General features: G+C 43.0%; 15 protein-coding genes. 9 read left to right on the forward strand and 6 right to left on the reverse strand.

Annotated elements, in window-relative coordinates; all coding sequences use genetic code 11:
- Positions 1-34: 34 nt before the first annotated feature.
- Entirely contained in the window at positions 35-937 is a 903-nt protein-coding gene (gene miaA / locus RMZ95_RS14790) for a tRNA (adenosine(37)-N6)-dimethylallyltransferase MiaA (RefSeq protein ID WP_322682583.1), read from the reverse strand.
- A 282-nt stretch (positions 938-1,219) separates the two neighbouring features.
- Between miaA and gyrB the strand changes: the two genes are divergently transcribed.
- Both gyrB and RMZ95_RS14800 read left to right on the forward strand, forming a co-directional pair.
- The gene (gene gyrB, locus RMZ95_RS14795) at positions 1,220-3,157 is read left to right on the forward strand and encodes a DNA topoisomerase (ATP-hydrolyzing) subunit B (RefSeq protein ID WP_322682582.1); all 1,938 of its coding nucleotides are present in this window, start codon (positions 1,220-1,222) and stop codon (positions 3,155-3,157) included.
- 358 nt (positions 3,158-3,515) lie between these two features.
- Positions 3,516-4,142, forward strand: a complete 627-nt coding sequence (locus RMZ95_RS14800; protein ID WP_322669474.1) for a fasciclin domain-containing protein — start codon at positions 3,516-3,518, stop codon at positions 4,140-4,142.
- 448 nt (positions 4,143-4,590) lie between these two features.
- Here the strand turns inward: RMZ95_RS14800 and RMZ95_RS14805 are convergent, their stop codons facing one another.
- Complete coding sequence (locus tag RMZ95_RS14805) at positions 4,591-4,773, reverse strand: hypothetical protein (protein WP_322682581.1); 183 nt, start codon at positions 4,771-4,773, stop codon at positions 4,591-4,593.
- An 889-nt stretch (positions 4,774-5,662) separates the two neighbouring features.
- On the opposite strand from RMZ95_RS14805, the gene rpoD reads away from it, so the two are divergent.
- Positions 5,663-6,832 (forward strand): RNA polymerase sigma factor RpoD, encoded by a 1,170-nt coding sequence (gene rpoD / locus RMZ95_RS14810; RefSeq protein WP_322669476.1) that lies wholly within the window; start codon positions 5,663-5,665, stop codon positions 6,830-6,832.
- Between the two features lie 151 nt (positions 6,833-6,983).
- Here the strand turns inward: rpoD and RMZ95_RS14815 are convergent, their stop codons facing one another.
- The 3 genes from RMZ95_RS14815 to gyrA all read right to left on the reverse strand — a co-directional run bounded on the left by RMZ95_RS14815 (position 6,984) and on the right by gyrA (position 10,438).
- On the reverse strand, positions 6,984-7,169 hold the full coding sequence (locus RMZ95_RS14815) for a chlorophyll a/b-binding protein (RefSeq protein WP_322669477.1): 186 nt from the start codon (positions 7,167-7,169) through the stop codon (positions 6,984-6,986).
- 314 nt (positions 7,170-7,483) lie between these two features.
- Positions 7,484-7,942: a GNAT family N-acetyltransferase gene (locus RMZ95_RS14820; protein WP_322682580.1), complete on the reverse strand. Its 459-nt coding sequence runs from the start codon at positions 7,940-7,942 to the stop codon at positions 7,484-7,486.
- Positions 7,943-7,951: 9 nt separating this feature from the next.
- On the reverse strand, positions 7,952-10,438 hold the full coding sequence (gene gyrA, locus RMZ95_RS14825) for a DNA gyrase subunit A (RefSeq protein WP_322682579.1): 2,487 nt from the start codon (positions 10,436-10,438) through the stop codon (positions 7,952-7,954).
- A 285-nt stretch (positions 10,439-10,723) separates the two neighbouring features.
- Between gyrA and RMZ95_RS14830 the strand changes: the two genes are divergently transcribed.
- A complete protein-coding gene (locus tag RMZ95_RS14830) occupies positions 10,724-11,122 on the forward strand; it encodes a response regulator (protein ID WP_069073372.1) in 399 nt (132 codons plus the stop codon).
- A 212-nt stretch (positions 11,123-11,334) separates the two neighbouring features.
- Here RMZ95_RS14830 and RMZ95_RS14835 read toward each other — a convergent pair whose 3' ends face one another.
- Complete coding sequence (locus RMZ95_RS14835) at positions 11,335-12,228, reverse strand: tetratricopeptide repeat protein (protein ID WP_322669480.1); 894 nt, start codon at positions 12,226-12,228, stop codon at positions 11,335-11,337.
- Between the two features lie 504 nt (positions 12,229-12,732).
- Between RMZ95_RS14835 and RMZ95_RS14840 the strand changes: the two genes are divergently transcribed.
- From RMZ95_RS14840 to RMZ95_RS14860, 5 genes are all read left to right on the forward strand, one after another.
- Positions 12,733-13,266 carry a hypothetical protein gene (locus RMZ95_RS14840; protein ID WP_322682578.1) on the forward strand — a complete coding sequence of 178 codons (534 nt, stop codon included), beginning with the start codon at positions 12,733-12,735 and terminating at the stop codon, positions 13,264-13,266.
- 101 nt (positions 13,267-13,367) lie between these two features.
- Positions 13,368-14,984 carry an efflux RND transporter periplasmic adaptor subunit gene (locus RMZ95_RS14845; RefSeq protein ID WP_322669482.1) on the forward strand — a complete coding sequence of 539 codons (1,617 nt, stop codon included), beginning with the start codon at positions 13,368-13,370 and terminating at the stop codon, positions 14,982-14,984.
- A gap of 23 nt (positions 14,985-15,007) precedes the next feature.
- The gene (locus RMZ95_RS14850) at positions 15,008-16,288 is read left to right on the forward strand and encodes an ABC transporter permease (RefSeq protein ID WP_409882694.1); all 1,281 of its coding nucleotides are present in this window, start codon (positions 15,008-15,010) and stop codon (positions 16,286-16,288) included.
- A 23-nt stretch (positions 16,289-16,311) separates the two neighbouring features.
- A complete protein-coding gene (locus tag RMZ95_RS14855; RefSeq protein WP_322682577.1) occupies positions 16,312-16,983 on the forward strand; it encodes an ABC transporter ATP-binding protein in 672 nt (223 codons plus the stop codon).
- A 115-nt stretch (positions 16,984-17,098) separates the two neighbouring features.
- On the forward strand, positions 17,099-18,511 hold the full coding sequence (locus RMZ95_RS14860) for a TolC family protein (protein ID WP_322682576.1): 1,413 nt from the start codon (positions 17,099-17,101) through the stop codon (positions 18,509-18,511).
- Positions 18,512-18,614 lie beyond the last annotated feature (103 nt).

Consider the following 18,614-nt stretch of genomic DNA (forward strand, 5'->3'; position numbering starts at 1 on the left):
TTTTTGCGTCTTTGCATGGGCCAAAAAATTCTCACTAACTTGTGCGAATTATAAACTCATTAATACGATGCCAAACGTTCTCTAATAAATCAGGAGCATTTGAATCAAACCATTGAATTTGTGGATAAGCTCGAAACCAAGTGCGTTGTCGCTTGGCAAATTGTCGTGTATGCAAAATTGTTAATTCTTTCGCTTCATCTAAAGAAATATCCCCAGCCAAATATTGCTTGATTTCTTGATAGCCCAAAGTATTCAACAAAGACAAATCAGCGCCATATTTTTGACAAAGATACTCCACCTCAGCAACCAAACCATTTGCTATCATTTGCTCAGTACGCTGTTGAATACGAGCAAGCAACTTTTCAACATCGCAATCTAAACCAATTTGCAAAATCGGATAATTGGGCGGATTCTCCCCTTGCTGTTCTGAAATTGGATATCCAGTAACATAATATACCTCTAATGCTCTTAAAGTTCGCACTAAATCATTACCATGAATCTTTTGTGCTGCAACGGGGTCAACTTGTTGTAACATGGCGTAGAGTTGTGGTTGACCGAGAGATTCAAGCTGCGATCGCAATTCCATTTGTGGTGCAACTCTCGGAATTTTCATCCCTTGGACAATCGAACGTATATATAAACCAGTGCCACCAACTAGGAACAGTGGTGTAACACCAACAGAAGCAATTAAAGCTTGTGCTTGCTGCTGATAGTCTGATACTGTCATCATACCTGCTGGATTGCAGATATCTATTAAATAGTGCGGCACCAATTTTTGTTCAGCTACAGTTGGTTTAGCTGTCCCAATATCAAACTCACGGTAAACTTGACGAGAATCAGCACTCAGAATTACAGAACCCAAACGCATCGCCAAAGCCAAGGCTAAACTCGATTTACCTGTTGCCGTCGCTCCACAAATCACAATTAATTTAGTCATTTGTCATTTGTCATTTGTCATTTTTTATGGGGCATTGGGCATTGGGCATTGGGCATTGGGCATTGGGCATTGGGCATTAGACAATAATTAATAGTTCTTCTCCCCCTGCTCCCCCAGCCCCTCTGCCTCCCTTGCCCTATTGCACGGTACTGCAACCCCAGTATAAACTTCTCTTGAAAATGCCCTACAGACGCCAGCAAGGCTTTTGTGTTACAATTTTGGAGTGTTTTTACTTTTATTTGCCTTTCGGCGATTTTAAACCCACGCATCAGGAGAGTTTACATGACGAGCAGTTACAGTGCCGATCAGATTCAAGTTCTGGAAGGTCTGGAAGCCGTCCGCAAAAGACCAGGAATGTACATCGGTACCACTGGGCCGCGAGGACTCCACCATTTAGTTTACGAGGTGGTGGACAATTCAATCGATGAGGCTTTGGCGGGTCATTGCACTCATATAGAAGTGGATATCAACGCTGATGGTTCGGTGACTGTAACAGATGATGGTCGCGGTATTCCCGTAGATACTCACTCGCGTACCGGGAAATCGGCTTTGGAAACCGTAATGACGGTACTGCACGCTGGTGGTAAGTTTGGCGGTGGTGGTTACAAAGTTTCGGGAGGATTGCACGGGGTTGGTATTTCTGTTGTTAATGCCTTATCTGAAGTTGTAGAAGTTACGGTTTGGCGAGATAAAAAGGTTCATCTTCAGCGCTATGAACGTGGTGTCCCAGTTAGTGAACTGCAAGTCAAGCCTTACAAAGAAGCTAGAACTGGAACTTCTGTTACTTTTAAGCCGGATGTCCAAATATTCACTACTAGCATTGAGTTTGATTACATCACTTTATCAGGTCGCCTACGGGAATTGGCGTATCTGAATGCAGGTGTCAAAATTACTTTTACTGACCACCGTTTAGAACTACTAAAAAGCGATACAGCCAAGGTAGAAACCTACGAGTACAAGGGTGGGATCAAAGAGTATATTGCGTACATGAACCGCGAGAAGCAACCGCTGCATGAAGAAATTATCTATGTGCAGGGAGAACGCAACAACGTACAAGTAGAAGTTTCTTTGCAATGGTGTACTGATGCTTACACAGATAATGTACTAGGTTTTGCTAACAATATTCGCACGGTGGATGGTGGTACGCACTTAGAAGGGTTAAAAGCAGTTCTGACTCGGACATTAAATGCGATCGCCCGCAAGCGCAATAAAATTAAAGAGAATGAACCTAACCTCAGTGGCGAACACGTCCGCGAAGGTTTGACTGCGGTAATTTCCGTGAAAGTCCCCGATCCCGAATTTGAAGGACAAACCAAGACTAAACTCGGTAACACCGAAGTACGGGGAATTGTCGATTCTTTGGTAGGAGAAGTCCTTACCGAGTATCTAGAATTTCATCCCAGCATTGCTGATGCTATTTTAGATAAAGCTATCCAAGCTTTCAAAGCCGCAGAAGCCGCGCGTCATGCACGGGAATTAGTTCGGCGCAAATCGGTGCTGGAATCTTCACCATTACCTGGTAAATTGGCAGATTGTAGTTCTCGCGACCCTAGCGAATCTGAGATATTCATCGTGGAAGGGGACTCAGCCGGTGGGAGTGCAAAACAAGGACGCGATCGCCGTACTCAAGCTATCTTGCCTCTACGTGGTAAAATTCTCAACATTGAAAAAACCGACGACGCTAAAATTTATAAAAATAACGAAGTTCAAGCGTTAATTACAGCCCTCGGTTTAGGTGTCAAAGGTGATGAATTCGATTCCACCCAACTGCGCTATCACCGGATAGTCATCATGACTGATGCTGACGTAGATGGAGCGCACATTCGGACTTTGTTGTTAACATTCTTCTATCGATATCAACGATCGCTGATCGAACAAGGCTTTATTTATATTGCTTGTCCCCCATTGTATAAAGTAGAACGGGGACGTAATCATGAGTACTGCTATAGCGATCGCGAAAAAAATCAAGCGATCGCCAAATTTCCGGCTAACGCCAACTATACCATCCAACGCTTCAAAGGTTTGGGTGAAATGATGCCACAACAACTCTGGGACACCACCATGAACCCAGAAACTCGTAAAATGAAGCAAGTCGAAATTGAAGATGCCGCCGAAGCCGATCGCATCTTCACAATTTTAATGGGCGATCGGGTCGCACCCAGACGAGAATTTATCGAAACCTATGGCTCTAAACTCAACTTCACCGATCTAGATATCTAAATACCAGCAGTCCGAAATCATTCGTAAAAAACAAGATCCCCGATTTCTCAAAGAAATCGGGGATTTTTAGCTTTCAAGTATTGCTTGACATTGCTGCAACACAGCGCAAGGGACGTAGGAGAGGGACTGGGGGAGAGATCAAAATAGCACTCGTCGAACTCACGTATTTTAGTAAAGACTTTATATCCAAAATCTTATAAAAACTACCTCTTTTGGTTGATGACAAATTATGTATTTTAGAGAAAATTCGGATTAATATTTTTCCCACTACAAATTATGTCGTTAGATGAGTGACTATATTTACAAATTCATTAACTATTGTTAATAATTCCTTATTAACTGGATTCTACACAAAGCTATGAAAGTGAGCAAAAGCATAGTAGGAACATTGTTCAATATTATTGGCATCGGTAGCTTAGTTGCTCTGTCTGCCTGCGCTCAACCTGTTGTAGAAACTCCTACAGCAACTGTCCCTTCAACAACTGTCTTGCCCGTCACGCCAACTCCTACTCCTACTATTGCCACCCAAAATTTAGCAGAATTGGCAAAGTCAGCAGCTAGTCAAGGACAGTTTAAAACTCTTATCCAAGCAGTGCAAGCTGCCGGATTAACTGAACAATTGGCGACACCAGGCCCTTATACAGTATTTGCACCTACTGACGCTGCTTTCTCTGCTTTACCAAAAGCTACTCTAGACCAACTCTTACAACCAGCAAACAAACAACAATTAGTCAAGCTTCTGTCCTACCACCTCATACCTGGAGGAATTACCTCGCAGCAATTGACATCTGGAGAAGTTAAAACAGTTGAGGGTAGTCCAGTTAAAATCGCAGTCGATCGTGCCAGCAACTCAATCACAGTCAACAACGCTAAGGTGACTCAGCCAGACATCCCAGCTAGCAACGGCATCGTTCATGTAGTCGATCGGGTACTTGTGCCACCTAATTTTCCTGCAAGTCTAAACACCACCCCAACACCACGCTAATTCTGCAAAGTTCATAGTCTCCAGTTTTCAACTTTGAAAGCCATTGTGATTTTGAATTAATCTCTAATAATCAATAAAAAAAATTAAGTTGACTTGTCATACAAGTGATAGGGTTTACTACAAAAACTACATAAGTTTCATTTTTTTGCTTGCGAAATCATATAATTTACCAATTGTCAATATTGTCAAAACAATCAATGCTCGATTGTTAGCAAAACTACCAACTTTATTGAAAAGTTAGTCCAGATAATACTCTTTGCTCTGACTCGCTGATTAATTTGAACCACTAGCTAGAAACACATTTGTTATGCTTTAAGGAAATAACTAAATATCATCTATCCAACAGCAATTGATAAGTATTTTGAGGATTTCTCATCATCAGATGACAGAAAATTACTGAAATAAAAGTATTTAAATTTACAATCATTTACGTAAAAATTTTTTGTAACTAAATCATCAGGTAATCTGCTGGGTTCTCTGTGTTCGAGGTAATAGCTGTTGGAAGTACACAACATAAGGCTGAAAACTTGTTAATATCTTCATGTAGTGCTGTGGCGATCGCGATCGTCTTGTATGTATCTAATGTACTTTTGCCTAAGAGTAAGACAAGATTGGCAAGTTCGCAGGACAAATTGTTTTTGAATTGATTAAAATATCCTTGTATACAATAAAAAAAGTTTGTCAAGTTTCATAGGGCTGAAATCACCACAGTGCGCTAACGTGTGAATAAGACCAAATTAGTAAACCTAAATCGATCTGCGATCGCATCGATTCTGCCACCGCCTCAACTCCTCAGTTAAGGTAGTTAGTACGCAAAAGGTTAACTGCTTTCAGGCAAACACCACCGTTGTTGTATTTACCCAAGGACAATACCCGTTTTAGTCTAAGGGATGCTTAATTTATGAAGGAAATGTAAAAATGGTTAGGTTAAGAGGAATAGTCTGAGTTAACATATAATTCACTCTTTCTCAGTAATTAATGTTGTGTAAAATACATGAAATTCGGCATAAGCAAGCGTACTTACTTCGTAATGTAATAAGAGCGTCACTGCAATTCCGAAAAGTAGAGAAAAAATTTCCGGGTATAAATCCCGTTTTCAATGTCTTTTTGGTGAAAGTAGCTAAAAGTTGCTTAATGAATTCATGATTAATACACAAAAAGAGTGCAATTTCTGTGAAACAGGCTACAATCGGAAGAGTCTTTATACAAAAATCTGCCAACAGTATGAACTCATTTGTATAGAGTGGTAAATTTTTTGATAAAGGCGAGTCTTTCTTTTGACCAGTTAGTTTAAAGCAATATGTGATAGCAACACATATAACATTTACTAAAGTGAGCAAGTCACCTTTAGTAGTTGCTTAAACTAAAGTAAAAACCCTCCTACCGGAGGTCTAAAACTTCCGAAAATATCTCTGGCAAATCTGCCAAAAAGCTTATTTTCGGTTGGCAATTGGCTCGTTTAAAAGAGCAGTAAACACATCTTGAGTAATTGATTCTGCAAGGAGCATGAGGAACGCGGCATGAACCAGGCTAACAACGTACTCGAAAGCATATATCAGCCTGACCTAGAAATAATGAATCAGCCTGAGCTCGAGTTAGAAGAACTCTTAATAGACGATGAAGAGGACTTGCTGATCGTAGATGAAGGTGACGAGGAATTTTTAGAGCCTCAGTCTGATGAGGACGACGCAAAGTCTGGAAAAGCCGCTAAATCGCGTCGTCGGACACAAAGCAAGAAAAAGCACTATACAGAAGATTCAATTCGGCTTTACTTGCAAGAAATTGGTAGAATTCGTCTGTTGCGGGCAGACGAAGAAATTGAATTGGCGCGGAAAATAGCCGATTTGCTGGAATTAGAGAGAGTACGCGAAAGACTCTCGGAGCAATTAGATCGCGATCCTCGAGATAGTGAATGGGCAGAAGCAGTACAACTGCCACTACCAGCCTTTCGTTATCGCCTCCATGTTGGTCGTCGGGCGAAAGACAAGATGGTGCAATCTAACCTCCGTCTTGTAGTTTCAATTGCTAAGAAATACATGAATCGTGGTTTGTCGTTCCAGGACTTAATTCAGGAAGGCAGTCTCGGTTTGATTCGTGCCGCTGAAAAGTTTGACCACGAAAAAGGTTATAAGTTTTCTACATACGCTACATGGTGGATTCGTCAAGCAATTACCCGCGCGATCGCAGATCAATCCCGCACAATTCGGCTTCCAGTTCACCTTTACGAAACCATTTCTCGGATTAAGAAAACTACCAAGTTACTATCTCAAGAAATGGGTCGCAAACCCACCGAAGAAGAAATCGCCACTCGTATGGAAATGACCATTGAGAAGTTGCGGTTTATTGCGAAATCTGCCCAGTTACCAATTTCATTAGAAACGCCAATTGGTAAAGAAGAAGATTCTCGGTTGGGCGATTTTATTGAATCCGATGGTGAGACACCAGAAGACCAAGTTTCCAAAAATCTTCTGCGCGAAGACCTTGAAAAAGTCCTCGACAGTCTCAGCCCACGCGAACGCGACGTTCTCAGACTGCGTTACGGTTTGGATGATGGTCGGATGAAGACCCTTGAGGAAATCGGACAGATTTTCAACGTCACCCGCGAACGGATTCGTCAAATTGAGGCGAAAGCACTCCGCAAGTTACGCCATCCAAATCGTAACAGCGTTCTCAAAGAGTATATTCGGTAGTAATTAGTCATTAGTCATTGGTCATTGGTCATTAGTGAATAAACAAATGACAAATGACAACTAACAAATGACAAAACAAATAAAAAACCTGGTAGTGAATTAAGCACTCCAGGTTTTTTTATTTATAGGTCATCTTAAATATTAAAACTTATTATAGGATGCCCCAAAAATGTAGAAATCCTTGACCAGAAAAAAGCTCAACCAAAACGGCTGCTAAAAAGCCAATCATTGCCAAGCGACCGTTCCAAATTTCTGCTTGTGGGGTAAAGCCCCAACGCCAAGCGTTGCGATCTTCAATTATGGGAGTAGTGACTTTTGTTGTAGTTGCATTTGTCATGGTTAGAACTCCAAATCCAATTTTTAAGCTTTATTGCCTTATGTAAACTAATATAACAAATATTTTCATAAAGGCAACATTTTTTATATTTTTGTTTCCAGTACTTGACATAAATATAAATAGCTATTTGTACGTATTAAAACATCAGCCTTCAGTGAGATTTACTGATGTAAAAGATATGTCATTTAAACTTTTGGCTCGATCGACAATATCATCTATTGACAATAATTATCAACTATTTTAGTTAAATTGCTTATTTTTTTAACATATTTTGCCTTTTAAAATAAAAAAATTCTTGATAATTTAAGTTAGTATCAGACAATTTCCATTTCTTTTGCAGTCGAGACAAAACCAAGCTTCTCGTAGATATGTTTACCATCCTCAGTGGCGTGAAGCCAGAGGCGTTTTGCCTCAGTTGCTCTCACAAAGCTGATAATTTCCTTTAATAATGCTGTTGCAATTCCCTGTCCTCGCCACATCGGAATTGTATAAACGTTCATAATGTAGCCTTCTAAGCCTGAGAAATTGCCGTTGTAAGGGGGTCGTTGAAAAAAAACCAAGCCGCTAGTGGCAACAATTTGGTTATTCACTTCAGCTACCCAAGCTAAAAACTCACCCGTCGGTATTTTTTCGCCAAGATATTTTCGAGTTGCTTCTGCTAGGTTTGTGGTGTCAGAGTCACCTTTAATATCGCCAGCTTCCCGCAGGAGTTCGAGACGCAGTTGGATTAGCGCCTCTAAATCCTGCAAGTTGGCTTGTCGCAAGTTGAACATCACCTTAATTTACGATCGCACTTCCGCCACGGTGATGATTTTTTCATCGCGGTTGAGTTGGAGGATGCTTTCACCTTTGACATCCCTACCTAAAAGCGGCACTGTTTCCACAGGTATGCGTACTACCCGCTCCTTATTCGTTACTAAAGCTATCTCGCCAGATGCGATTGCCATCACCATACCAGCTAAGTTGTCAGTTTTGCTAGCAAATTTCAGCGCTTGCGTGCCTAAATCACCGCGATTAGCCGCTCTTAACTGACTCGCAGCCATCCGCTTGGCATATCCTTCTTGAGTAACTAGCAGCAGTTGGTCGTCTTTACCGACAGTGACACAGCCAACCATTTGCTGATTTCTCAATAGTCGAAATGCTTGTAAACCCATTGCTGTGCGTCCCATGACCGGCAATTGTTCATCATTAACTGCAAAGCGCAACATTCGCCCACCGGAACTAGCTAAAATCAGATGCTCCCCTGGAGCGGTGAACTGGGTGAATGACAATTCATCATCATCTTTGAGCTTCAAAATTGTGATTCCGCGCCGAGTCAGGTTAGTGAATTCTCCCAAAGACAGACGCTTAATTCTTCCCTGTTTTGTTAGGAGAATCATCTGCCTAGTTTCGAGGTTTTCCGGCAGTAAAAAGCGGCTGACCACAGCTTCTTGAGTGCCTTGAGCAGTACTACTGAGCATAGCGATCAAAGGTTTTCCCCGTGGAGAACGCCCAGTCGTTGGGGGAATTTCTCCCACATTCACCGGATACACTTTGCCACCACCAGTTAGTATTAGCAAGTCTTTCCCTGTGTCGGTCAACACAGTTTGGATAATGAAGTCATGATCGTGTAGACCATTTTCAGCTTTTGACTTTCTCCCAGATGGCTGGGTGCGGCGAACATAACCTCGTTGAGTAAATTCTAAAATAGCTTCCTCTACTGGTTCAGAAGATTTAAGTTCCTCCTCCTCTGCGCCTCTGCCCCTCTGCTCCTCTGCCCTAGACTTTTGCTCCTCTGCAATTTTCGTGCGTCGGGGATCGCTGTACTTGCGCTTGAGCGATCGCAAATCTTTTTTCAGCGCCTTCAATAATTCGCGGCGATCGTTGAGTAATTGCTCCAATAAACTAATTTGTTCGCTGATCTGCTCAAATTCCTGCTGCAAATTTTGCTGTTCTAAACTAGTGAGGCGACGCAACGGCATAGCTAGAATTGCATCTCCTTGTACCTCACTCAAATCCAGTCGGCTACAAAGGTTAATTTTTGCCGTACTCCCATCGGGAGCTTGGCGCAAAATTTGAATTACCTCATCCAAATTAGACAGCGCTTTCAGCAAACCTTCTACCAAATGCACGCGACTTTGGGCCTTACCCAACTCGTAATTGTAGCGACGGTTCAGCGTTTCTTCTCGGAATCTCAAAAACTCCTGCAACAGTTGACGCAAACTTAACTGGCGGGGTTGTCCATCCACTATTGCCAGCAGAATCGCCCCAAAAGTCATTTGTAAAGCAGTTTGGTGATATAAATTCTGGAGAACTTCTTGGGGATTGGTATCGCGTTTGAGTTCAATTACCACCCGCATACCTTCGCGATCGCTCTCATCTCGAAGATCGGAAATTCCTTGCAAGCGTCCTTGATTTACTAAGTCCGCTACCTTCTCAATCCAGGCAGCCTTATTCACTTGATAAGGCAATTCTGTAATGATAATTGCCGTCCGGCGCTTGTTTCCCCTAGCGGCTGGAATTTCTTCTAGAGTTGCGACTCCCCGTAGCAGAATTCCACCTTTACCAGTGGTATACGCTTCCCGAATTCCCGCTTCACCAACTATTTCCCCACCAGTGGGAAAATCTGGCCCTGGAATTAGCTCAAATAATTTTTCATCTGGCAAATCTGGGTTGTCGATTAAAGCAATTAACCCATCGACAACTTCCCCCAAATTGTGGGGTGGTACATTTGTCGCCATTCCCACGGCAATACCAGAACAGCCATTGAGTAACAGAAACGGCAACTGAGCAGGTAACACCGTTGGTTCTTGCTGGGAATTATCGAAGTTACCGACAAATTCCACAGTTTCTTCACCAATTTCTGTGAGCATTCCCTCATGGCTGATGGGTGCGAGGCGCGTTTCTGTGTAACGCATCGCCGCTGGCGGGTCATTATCGACGCTGCCAAAGTTACCGTGTCCTGCCAGCAAGGGATAGCGGCTAGAAAAATCCTGCACCAGCCTAACTAAAGCATCGTAAACTGATTGGTCGCCGTGGGGATGGTATTTACCCAACACATCACCCACTACACGGGCACATTTTCGATAGGGTCTATCTGGTACTAAACCGAGTTCGTGCATTGCATACAAAATGCGCCGATGCACTGGTTTTAAGCCATCACGCACGTCTGGTAGCGCTCGCCCGACAATCACGCTCATGGCATATTCTAGATAAGACCGTTGCATCTCGGTGTGCAGGGCTGTTGGAATTACCTGTCCCGTTGAGAGAAGGTTTAACTGTTTTGCCATGAGTTTTTTCCCTGAAATTTAACTACACAAAAGCCGATGGAACTCAACACTGCGGCAACCACAGCATAACGGATGAAATGAGATTCATAACAAAATTTTGATAGTCACAGAAGAAAAAGCAGTAGTATCATCCTTGATGACGAAGATGCACATTGACTATTAAAAAGGATGCACACGAGTATAATCTACATAAACTTAGTAGCCATGATACTTACCATGATTGCAAATCTTTAATTTTGTATTCTGGAATTCTTGAATCTCCTCACCTCTATAACTAAAATTCTCATGAAAACTGTTTTAATTGTCGAAGACGATCTAATTAATGCTCGTGTTTTTTCCAAAATTTTGTCCAAGCGTGGTGGCTTGGGTGTAAAACACACTGAAAATGTCGAAGAAGTCATCAAAATTGCCCAATCAGGAGAAGCCGACCTGATTTTGATGGATGTTTCTTTGTCCAGAAGTGTTTACCAAGGCAAGTCTGTTGATGGAATTAAGATTACACAAATGTTAAAATCCGATCCAAAAACAGCAAACTTACCTGTGATTCTGGTGACAGCCCATGCTATGGAAGGCGATCGCGAGAACTTTCTCAAGCAAAGCGGTGCTGATGGCTACATTTCTAAGCCAGTTGTTGACCATCAACAGTTCGTTGACCAAATCATCGCACTTCTACCCACAGACTAACACTGAAAATTAACGACTTATTTTCAGGAATACTTGCCCGCAAATGTTTTTAGGCAACTAATTCCTGTATTTATCTAGTATAGATGTACTACGAAAAGGTACTATTAGGCAAGTGGCAATAGGACAGTTAGGAGTTATGAGTGAGGAGTTGAAATATTTAACTTTTAACTCCTAACTTTTAACTTCTAACTCCTAACTCCTAACTTAGACTTTTATTGAGTCGGCTGTTTTCTAGGCGTAGGCGCTGATGATGAGTTTTCTCGTTGCTGTATGGCTGCTTGAATACGTGGTAATTCTAGGAATTTTTTCGTATCAGACAGTAGACGATCGCCCCAGAGATTTTCTTTGAGGAAATTTAAATTAGCATAGCGCGAATCGATACGGAGTGCAGTTTCTCCCAAGGTTAGTCCTTGTTGGCGATCGCCTTTAGTATAGAGTGCCACGGCTAAGGCCAATAAAGGTTCTGCCGCTTGTTTTTCAAGGGTTACAGCAGATTGCCATCGCTTAATTGCTTCAGGGATATTACCCTGTTCGTAGTTGATTAAGCCAATGTTGTTGAGTGCGGGCCAGAACTTTTTATCTTGAGAGACAGCTTTATCGTACTGTGCGATCGCATCTGGCAATTTACCCAGCAAATAATAAGCATTACCCAAATCAAATAATCCCTCTGGATCGTTGGGTTTTAACTTCAAACCATCTTGATAATTGACAACAGCAGCCTGGTAATTTTTCTGCTGAAAATTTGCTGAACCCAAAGCAAACAAAATATCACCATTTTTGGGGTTAAGAGATTGCGCTTTTTTCAGACTAGCGATCGCGCCATCAAACTCTTTGGATTGCAACTGCAATCCACCCAACAGCAACCACACTTTATCATTCCCAGGAGCCAGTTGACTAGCCAGCCGCGCTCGTGGCAAAGCTAAGTCAACCTGTTGAAACTGAGCTAGTTGAGCCGCCTCTTGTGCCAAGCTCAACCCCTGCTTTTCTAACTTTGTCGCATCTAGTTGCAATGTATGGGGTATTAATGCCTGCGCGTTAGCGGCTTTTGGCATACTCCATAAACTACAGACCATTAAAAGAGAAATCAAACGAATATGTTTAGGCACACTACCGCCTTTAAGCCACTAATCAAAGAATCTTTCAGCTAGCTTAAACGATCTGCGCTGTTGGCGGTAGCAAAATCTTATAAAGAAAGGCAGGAGGCAGGAGCAGGAAGCAGGGGGAGCAGGGGAGCAGGGGGAGCAGGGGGAGCAGGGAGATGAGGGAGTGAGCGAGTGAGCAAGTGAGGGAGTTAGGGGACAAGGGGACAAGGAGATAAACAAAACTCCTAACTCCTAACTCCTAACTCCTAACTCAGCACTCAGCACTCCTAACGCCCAATGCCCCATACCCATTAGACAATTGATGACTTTGGTCATACATCAGTCTGGAATTACTAGTGACTTTGGTCATACATCAGTTTGGATGTTTTGAATGATAATTATTATGTATGAATTTATACGATGAGGTAAATATTAAACACTTTGATATCAAAAAAAAGCAACTGTCTAAAATTGCTTAATCCATACATCAGCAGAATAGAACTTTAATGTAAATAAGGAGTTGATTTCATGTTGAAACCAAACCGTATATCGATTGTATTAGCTGCTGCTACCCTGATTCTTGTTCCCACTCTCTTGACTGCGCCTGCAAGTGCCCAGACGAAAGTCTACGTTGGTGGCGATCGCGATCGAGATTGGGATCGTGACGGCAGATCCAATTCTAGAGCCAGAGATAATTGGGATCGCGACGGCAGATCCAATTCTAGAGAAGTCAGAAACTCTAGAGACAGGGATAATTGGAACCGCGATGGTAGACCCTATCCTGTAGAAGTCAGAAACCCTAGAGATCGGGATAATTGGAATCGTGACAACCAATTTAATAGCAGAGTAGTCAGACTTGGTAATGGTGATATCAGATATCCCAATGGGCAAATTATTCCTGCTAGATCCGTAGTCAGACTGCGCGATCGAGGTTATTTCAGACTTCCTAACGGGGATATTCTTCTTCCCAATCAGGAAATTGTTCCTGCTGGGAGATTGGTGAGAGTGCATGATGATTACTTCAGACTTCCTAGTGGATTAGTACTGCAAATCAACCTTTAAAATACTAAAAACTCAAAATCATTGTCAGTATTAGGCTACCAGGCTATAGTTTTAGCCGTGAATAAATAGCTCGGTAGCCGTTCCTTATAGACAAAATGGATATGAAAATTGATACACCAAATACCGTAGATTCCCCAGTTTTGGTTCCAGAGGTAAAGAAAAAAAAGAGCAGACGTAATTGGCTCTCTTGGCTAATAGCTCTTTGCCTTTTGGGTGGAATTGGCTATGCCGTTTATTACCAAGTAACGGTTGCTCCTCGTCAAGAAGCCAGACGCAGAGTGCTGACAAGGCCTGTAGAAAGGCAGAGTTTAACAATTACAGTTTCAGCGAACGGAACGGTGAAACCTGAGCGGTCAATCAACCTCAGCCCGAAAAATTCTGGCATCTTGAAAACACTGCTGGTGAAGGAAGGAGATATCGTCAAACAAGGACAGATTGTCGCTTACATGGATGATTCCAACCTCCGAGGGCAACTTACCTCCGCTCAAGGGCAATTGGCACAAGCCGAGGCGAATTTGCAAAAAGCGATCGCAGGTAATCGTCCTCAAGATATTGCCCAATCACAAGGAGCATTAGACGAAGCCGAAGCGAATTTGCAAAAAGCGATCGCAGGTAATCGTTCTCAAGATGTTGCCCAAGCACAGGCACGCTTGCAAAGCGCTCAAGCCGCCCTTCGCCAAGCAGAAGATGATTTTGCTCGCAATCAGCAACTTTACAATGCAGGTGGTATTTCCCTTCAGACTCTCAACCAAAACCGTTCTAATCGTGACAGCGCCCAAGCGAATGTAAATGAAGCACAGCAAGCACTGGCTCTGCAAAAAGCCGGGTCACGTCCAGAAGATATCGAGCAAGCACGAGCTGTGGTGAAGCAGAGACAGCAAGCTTTGGCACTCCTGAAAGCCGGAACGCGCCAAGAAGATATTAATGCCGCTCGTGCCCAAGTAACATCAGCTCGTGGTTCGCTGCAAAACATCCAAGCTGAAATCAACGACACGATCATTCGCGCACCCTTTGATGGTGTGGTGACAAAGAAGTTTGCCGATCCAGGCGCTTTCGTGACACCGACAACTGCTAGTAGTGAAGTAGCTTCTTCTTCTTCTTCTTCAATCTTGTCTTTAGCTTCCACAAATGAAGTTGTCGCCAATTTAGCGGAAACAAATATTTCCAAAATCAGCCTTGGTCAAAAAGTCTCGATTAAAGCAGATGCCTACCCAGGAAAAACCTTTGAAGGTAAAGTCAGCCAAATTGCTGCCCAAGCAATAGTAGAGCAAAACGTCACCAGTTTTGAAGTAAGAGTATCACTTTTAGACCCTCAAAGACTATTGCGGTCTGGGATGAATGCAGAAGTGGATTTTCAAGTCGGTCAAGTTCAAAATGTTTTAGTAGTGCCAACAGCTTCCGTGGTTCGTCAAGAAAATGCCACAGGCGTGTTTGTGCAAGGAAAAAATAACAGACCTGTATTCACTCGCATCGAGACTGGTGTCACCGCGAATAACTTTACTGAAGTTAAGTCTGGATTGACAGGAGACGAAAGAGTATTACTCAGTTTCCCACCAGGATCGCGTCCGCAATCAACACCAAGAGGAGGAGTTTTCCCTGGTTTAGGTGGAGGCGGAGGAGCCGGCGGAGGCGGAGGAAGAGGAGCAGGTGGGGGCGGAGGTCGTTCCGGCGGCAGTTCTGGCGGTGGTGGTCGTTCTCAAGGCAGTGGTTCCCCTTAAAGTTAGTTTTAAATAGAAACATTATGTTTAAGATATTTAAGGGCTTTTACAAAGCGAAGAATACCCGCACAGTACCATTGCTGGAAATCTTGACAATGGCGGCGGAAACTCTGTGGAGTAACAAATTACGCACAGGTCTAACTATGTTAGGCGTGATTATTGGGATTTCTTCAGTTATTGCCATTACTTCTGTCGGTCAAGGAGTACAAAAAGGGGTTGAGCAACAGATCCAAGCATTGGGTACAGATGTCATCCAAATTTTAGCTGGTGCGGCAAGAAGCGGAAATGTCCGTCAAGGAGTAGGTTCTAGCAGTACCTTGACCTGGGAAGATGCGAAAGCGATCGCTACACAAGCGCCATCAGCACAGCTGGTTTCTGCTTATCTCCAACGGACTGCCCAAGTTGTCTATGCAGGACAGAACACCTCAACAACCATTTATGGCACTGATTTGAACTACCCAGAAGTCAGAAATACTCACCCCCAACAAGGGAGATATTTTACTCAGGAAGAACTAGATACTGCTGCACAGCTTGCCATTCTTGGCCCCACAGTTCAAAAAACACTCTTTGCACAAGGTGTAAATCCGATCGGTGAGAGAATTCGGATTCAAGGAGAGGCTTATGAAGTAATTGGGGTGATGGAACCTAAAGGCGCTCAGGGGCCAATGGATCGAGATGACCAGATTTTTATTCCTCTAACTAGTATGTCGAAGAGACTAGTTGGAAATAATGCCCTGGTAGGCGTTTCTGTAAGTGGAATTTTAGTCAAAGGCGCGAATCAGGAGCAGTTAGAAGCCGCTCAGTTTCAAGTTACCAATCTCTTACGGCTGCGTCATAACATTTATCCGCCACAAGCTGATGATTTTCGGCTGACTAATCAAGCTGATATTGTTAGTACCTTTACTAGTATTGTGGGTTTATTTACAGTCATGGTGGTAGCGATCGCTGGAATTTCTCTGGTTGTTGGTGGCATTGGTATTGCTAACATTATGCTAGTTTCTGTGGTCGAGCGGACGCGGGAAATCGGGATTCGCAAAGCCGTAGGAGCTACTAATTCTGCCATACTTAATCAATTTTTAGCGGAAGCGATCGTCATTTCCATTGTCGGCGGAGGTATTGGGATGGTGACTGGCGTTTTATTAGCCTTTGTGGCTGCAAACGTTTTCAAATTCCCGTTTGTAATTTCTTTGTTGTCGATCGTTGCTGGCTTTGTACTCTCGTTAACCGTTGGCTTAATCGCTGGGGTAATTCCAGCACGGAACGCATCTAAATTAGATCCGATCAACGCTTTAAGAAGCGACTAAATAATTCGTAATTCGTAATTCTTATGCCAACAATGATTTGGATGGAATCTATTACTAAAACATACCACTTGGGAGAAGTTAGTGTTCCCATACTCAAGGGAATTGAACTCTCTATTGAGGAAGGGGAATATGTCTCAATCATGGGTGCGTCAGGTTCGGGTAAATCCACGCTGATGAATATTTTGGGATGCCTGGATCGTCCCACAACTGGAGACTATATTTTTGAAGGCAGAAACCTGACGACTTTTGATGATGATGAATTAGCCTATATCCGCAACCAAAGGATCGGTTTTGTTTTCCAACAATTTAACCTATTGGCGCGGGCAACAGCGTTGGAAAACGTGATGTTGCCAATGGTTTACGCCAATTTACCCAAGCCAAAACGTCGGGAAAGGGCATTAGAAGCCTTAGAAAAAGTAGGACTAGGGGGACGCATCGCTAACCGTCCTAGTCAACTCTCTGGCGGACAACAGCAACGAGTAGCGATCGCTCGTGCTTTGGTTAACCGACCTGCATTAGTTTTGGCAGATGAGCCAACAGGAGCTTTAGATACTGAAACTTCCCATGAGGTGATGAATTTACTGACTGAACTTAATGACCAAGGGATCACAATTGTGATTGTCACTCATGAACCTGATATCGCTGCTCAAACCCAAAGGATTATTCGAGTTCAAGATGGTTTGATTGTCGGCTAATTTGTTAAGATTAACCTTCTAAGGAGGAATTTAAGATTTAAACCTCTTAGGTCAATCAGGATGAAAACTTTTAATTATATCCTCAAAAAACCTAATTAATGACTATATCTAGATTATGAATTTCAGCTTATTCTTCGTGCATTCTGCCTGGGTTACTGTCGCGTTGGCGATTCTTCTTCCAAATGCAGTAAGTGCAGCAACTCCACCAAAAGCACAGAATTCTTCAAGCTCTGTACAAGTTCCCGATCGCCTCAACCCCAATCCCAACCCTCTGCAATTTCCAACTAAACCGGAGGAAGTAAGGATTCAGGGAACTGTGCCAATCAGTTTGGCACAAGCTTTGGAACTAGCAAAACGCAACAATCGAGACTTACAGGTAGCTATATTACAGCTAGAACGCAGTCGCTCGGCACTACGCGAGTCTCAAGCTGCCTTATTTCCGACTCTGGGAATAAACAGTAGTGTGACTAATAGTGGTAATGGTTTTAGTAACAATTCATCTCAAGCCAGCACCTCTTTTAATGGTTCAGCGCAACTAAATTATAATCTTTATAGTTCTGGGAACACACTAGCGGCTATCCGAGCCGCAGAAGAACAGCTACGGGTAGATGAGTTAAATGTTGAAAGTCAGTCTTTGACAATTAGCTTGAATGCGACCACTCAATACTACAATTTGCAACAAGCAGATCAACTAGTAAGAATTAATCAGTCTGCTGTGATTAATGCCCAGGCTAGTTTACGGGATACTCAAGCAAGAGAACAGGCTGGAGTGGGTACGCGGTTCGATGTGCTGCAAGCTCAGGTGAATTTAGCAAACTCCCAACAACAACTGACTAATGCGATCTCACAGCAGCAAATTGCCCGTCGTCAGCTTGCTACGTTGTTAAGTTTGTCGCAGTCAGTTGATATCGCTGCCTCAGATCCCGTACAATTAGCGGGTCTTTGGTCGCAGACGGTAGAACAAAGTATTGTCCAAGCGTTTCAAAATCGTCCAGAGTTGCAACAGCAATTAGCACAACGTAATATTTCTGAGCAACAGCGACGACAGGCACTTTCACAGCTAGGGCCGCAAGTTAGTTTGGTAGGCAACTACAATCTGCTAGATCGGTATAATGATGGCGCGAGCATTACTGATGGCTATTCAGTAGGACTTCAAGGCAATCTAACTTTATTTGAAGGAGGAGCAGCAAGAGCAAGAGCGGCTCAATCGAGAGCTAATATTGCGATCGCAGAGACTCAATTTGCTAGCCAGCGCGACCAAATTCGCTTTGATGTAGAACAGTATTATGCTCAATTGCAATCCAATTTAAATAACGTGCAGACTTCTAGTGTGGCTTTAAATCAAGCCAGGGAAGCTCTGAATTTAGCAAGGTTGAGGTTCCAAGCTGGTGTGGGTACTCAAACAGAGGTAATTGATGCTGAAAATGACCTGACAAGAGCAGAAGGTAATCGAGTCGCAGCTATTTTGGATTACAATCGCGCTCTAGCTAATTTACAAAGATCGGTAACATCCAGAGCTTCGCGCTAAGATCAAATTATTAGACATCTGGTGAAATTAAATATGCGTTATCCAGAACCCTTGTAGAGACATAGCACTGCTACGTCTCTACATTCTTTTTTGCAATGTTTAT

It is taken from the genome of Nostoc sp. DedQUE07 (assembly GCF_034530975.2).
Lineage (GTDB): Bacteria > Cyanobacteriota > Cyanobacteriia > Cyanobacteriales > Nostocaceae > Nostoc.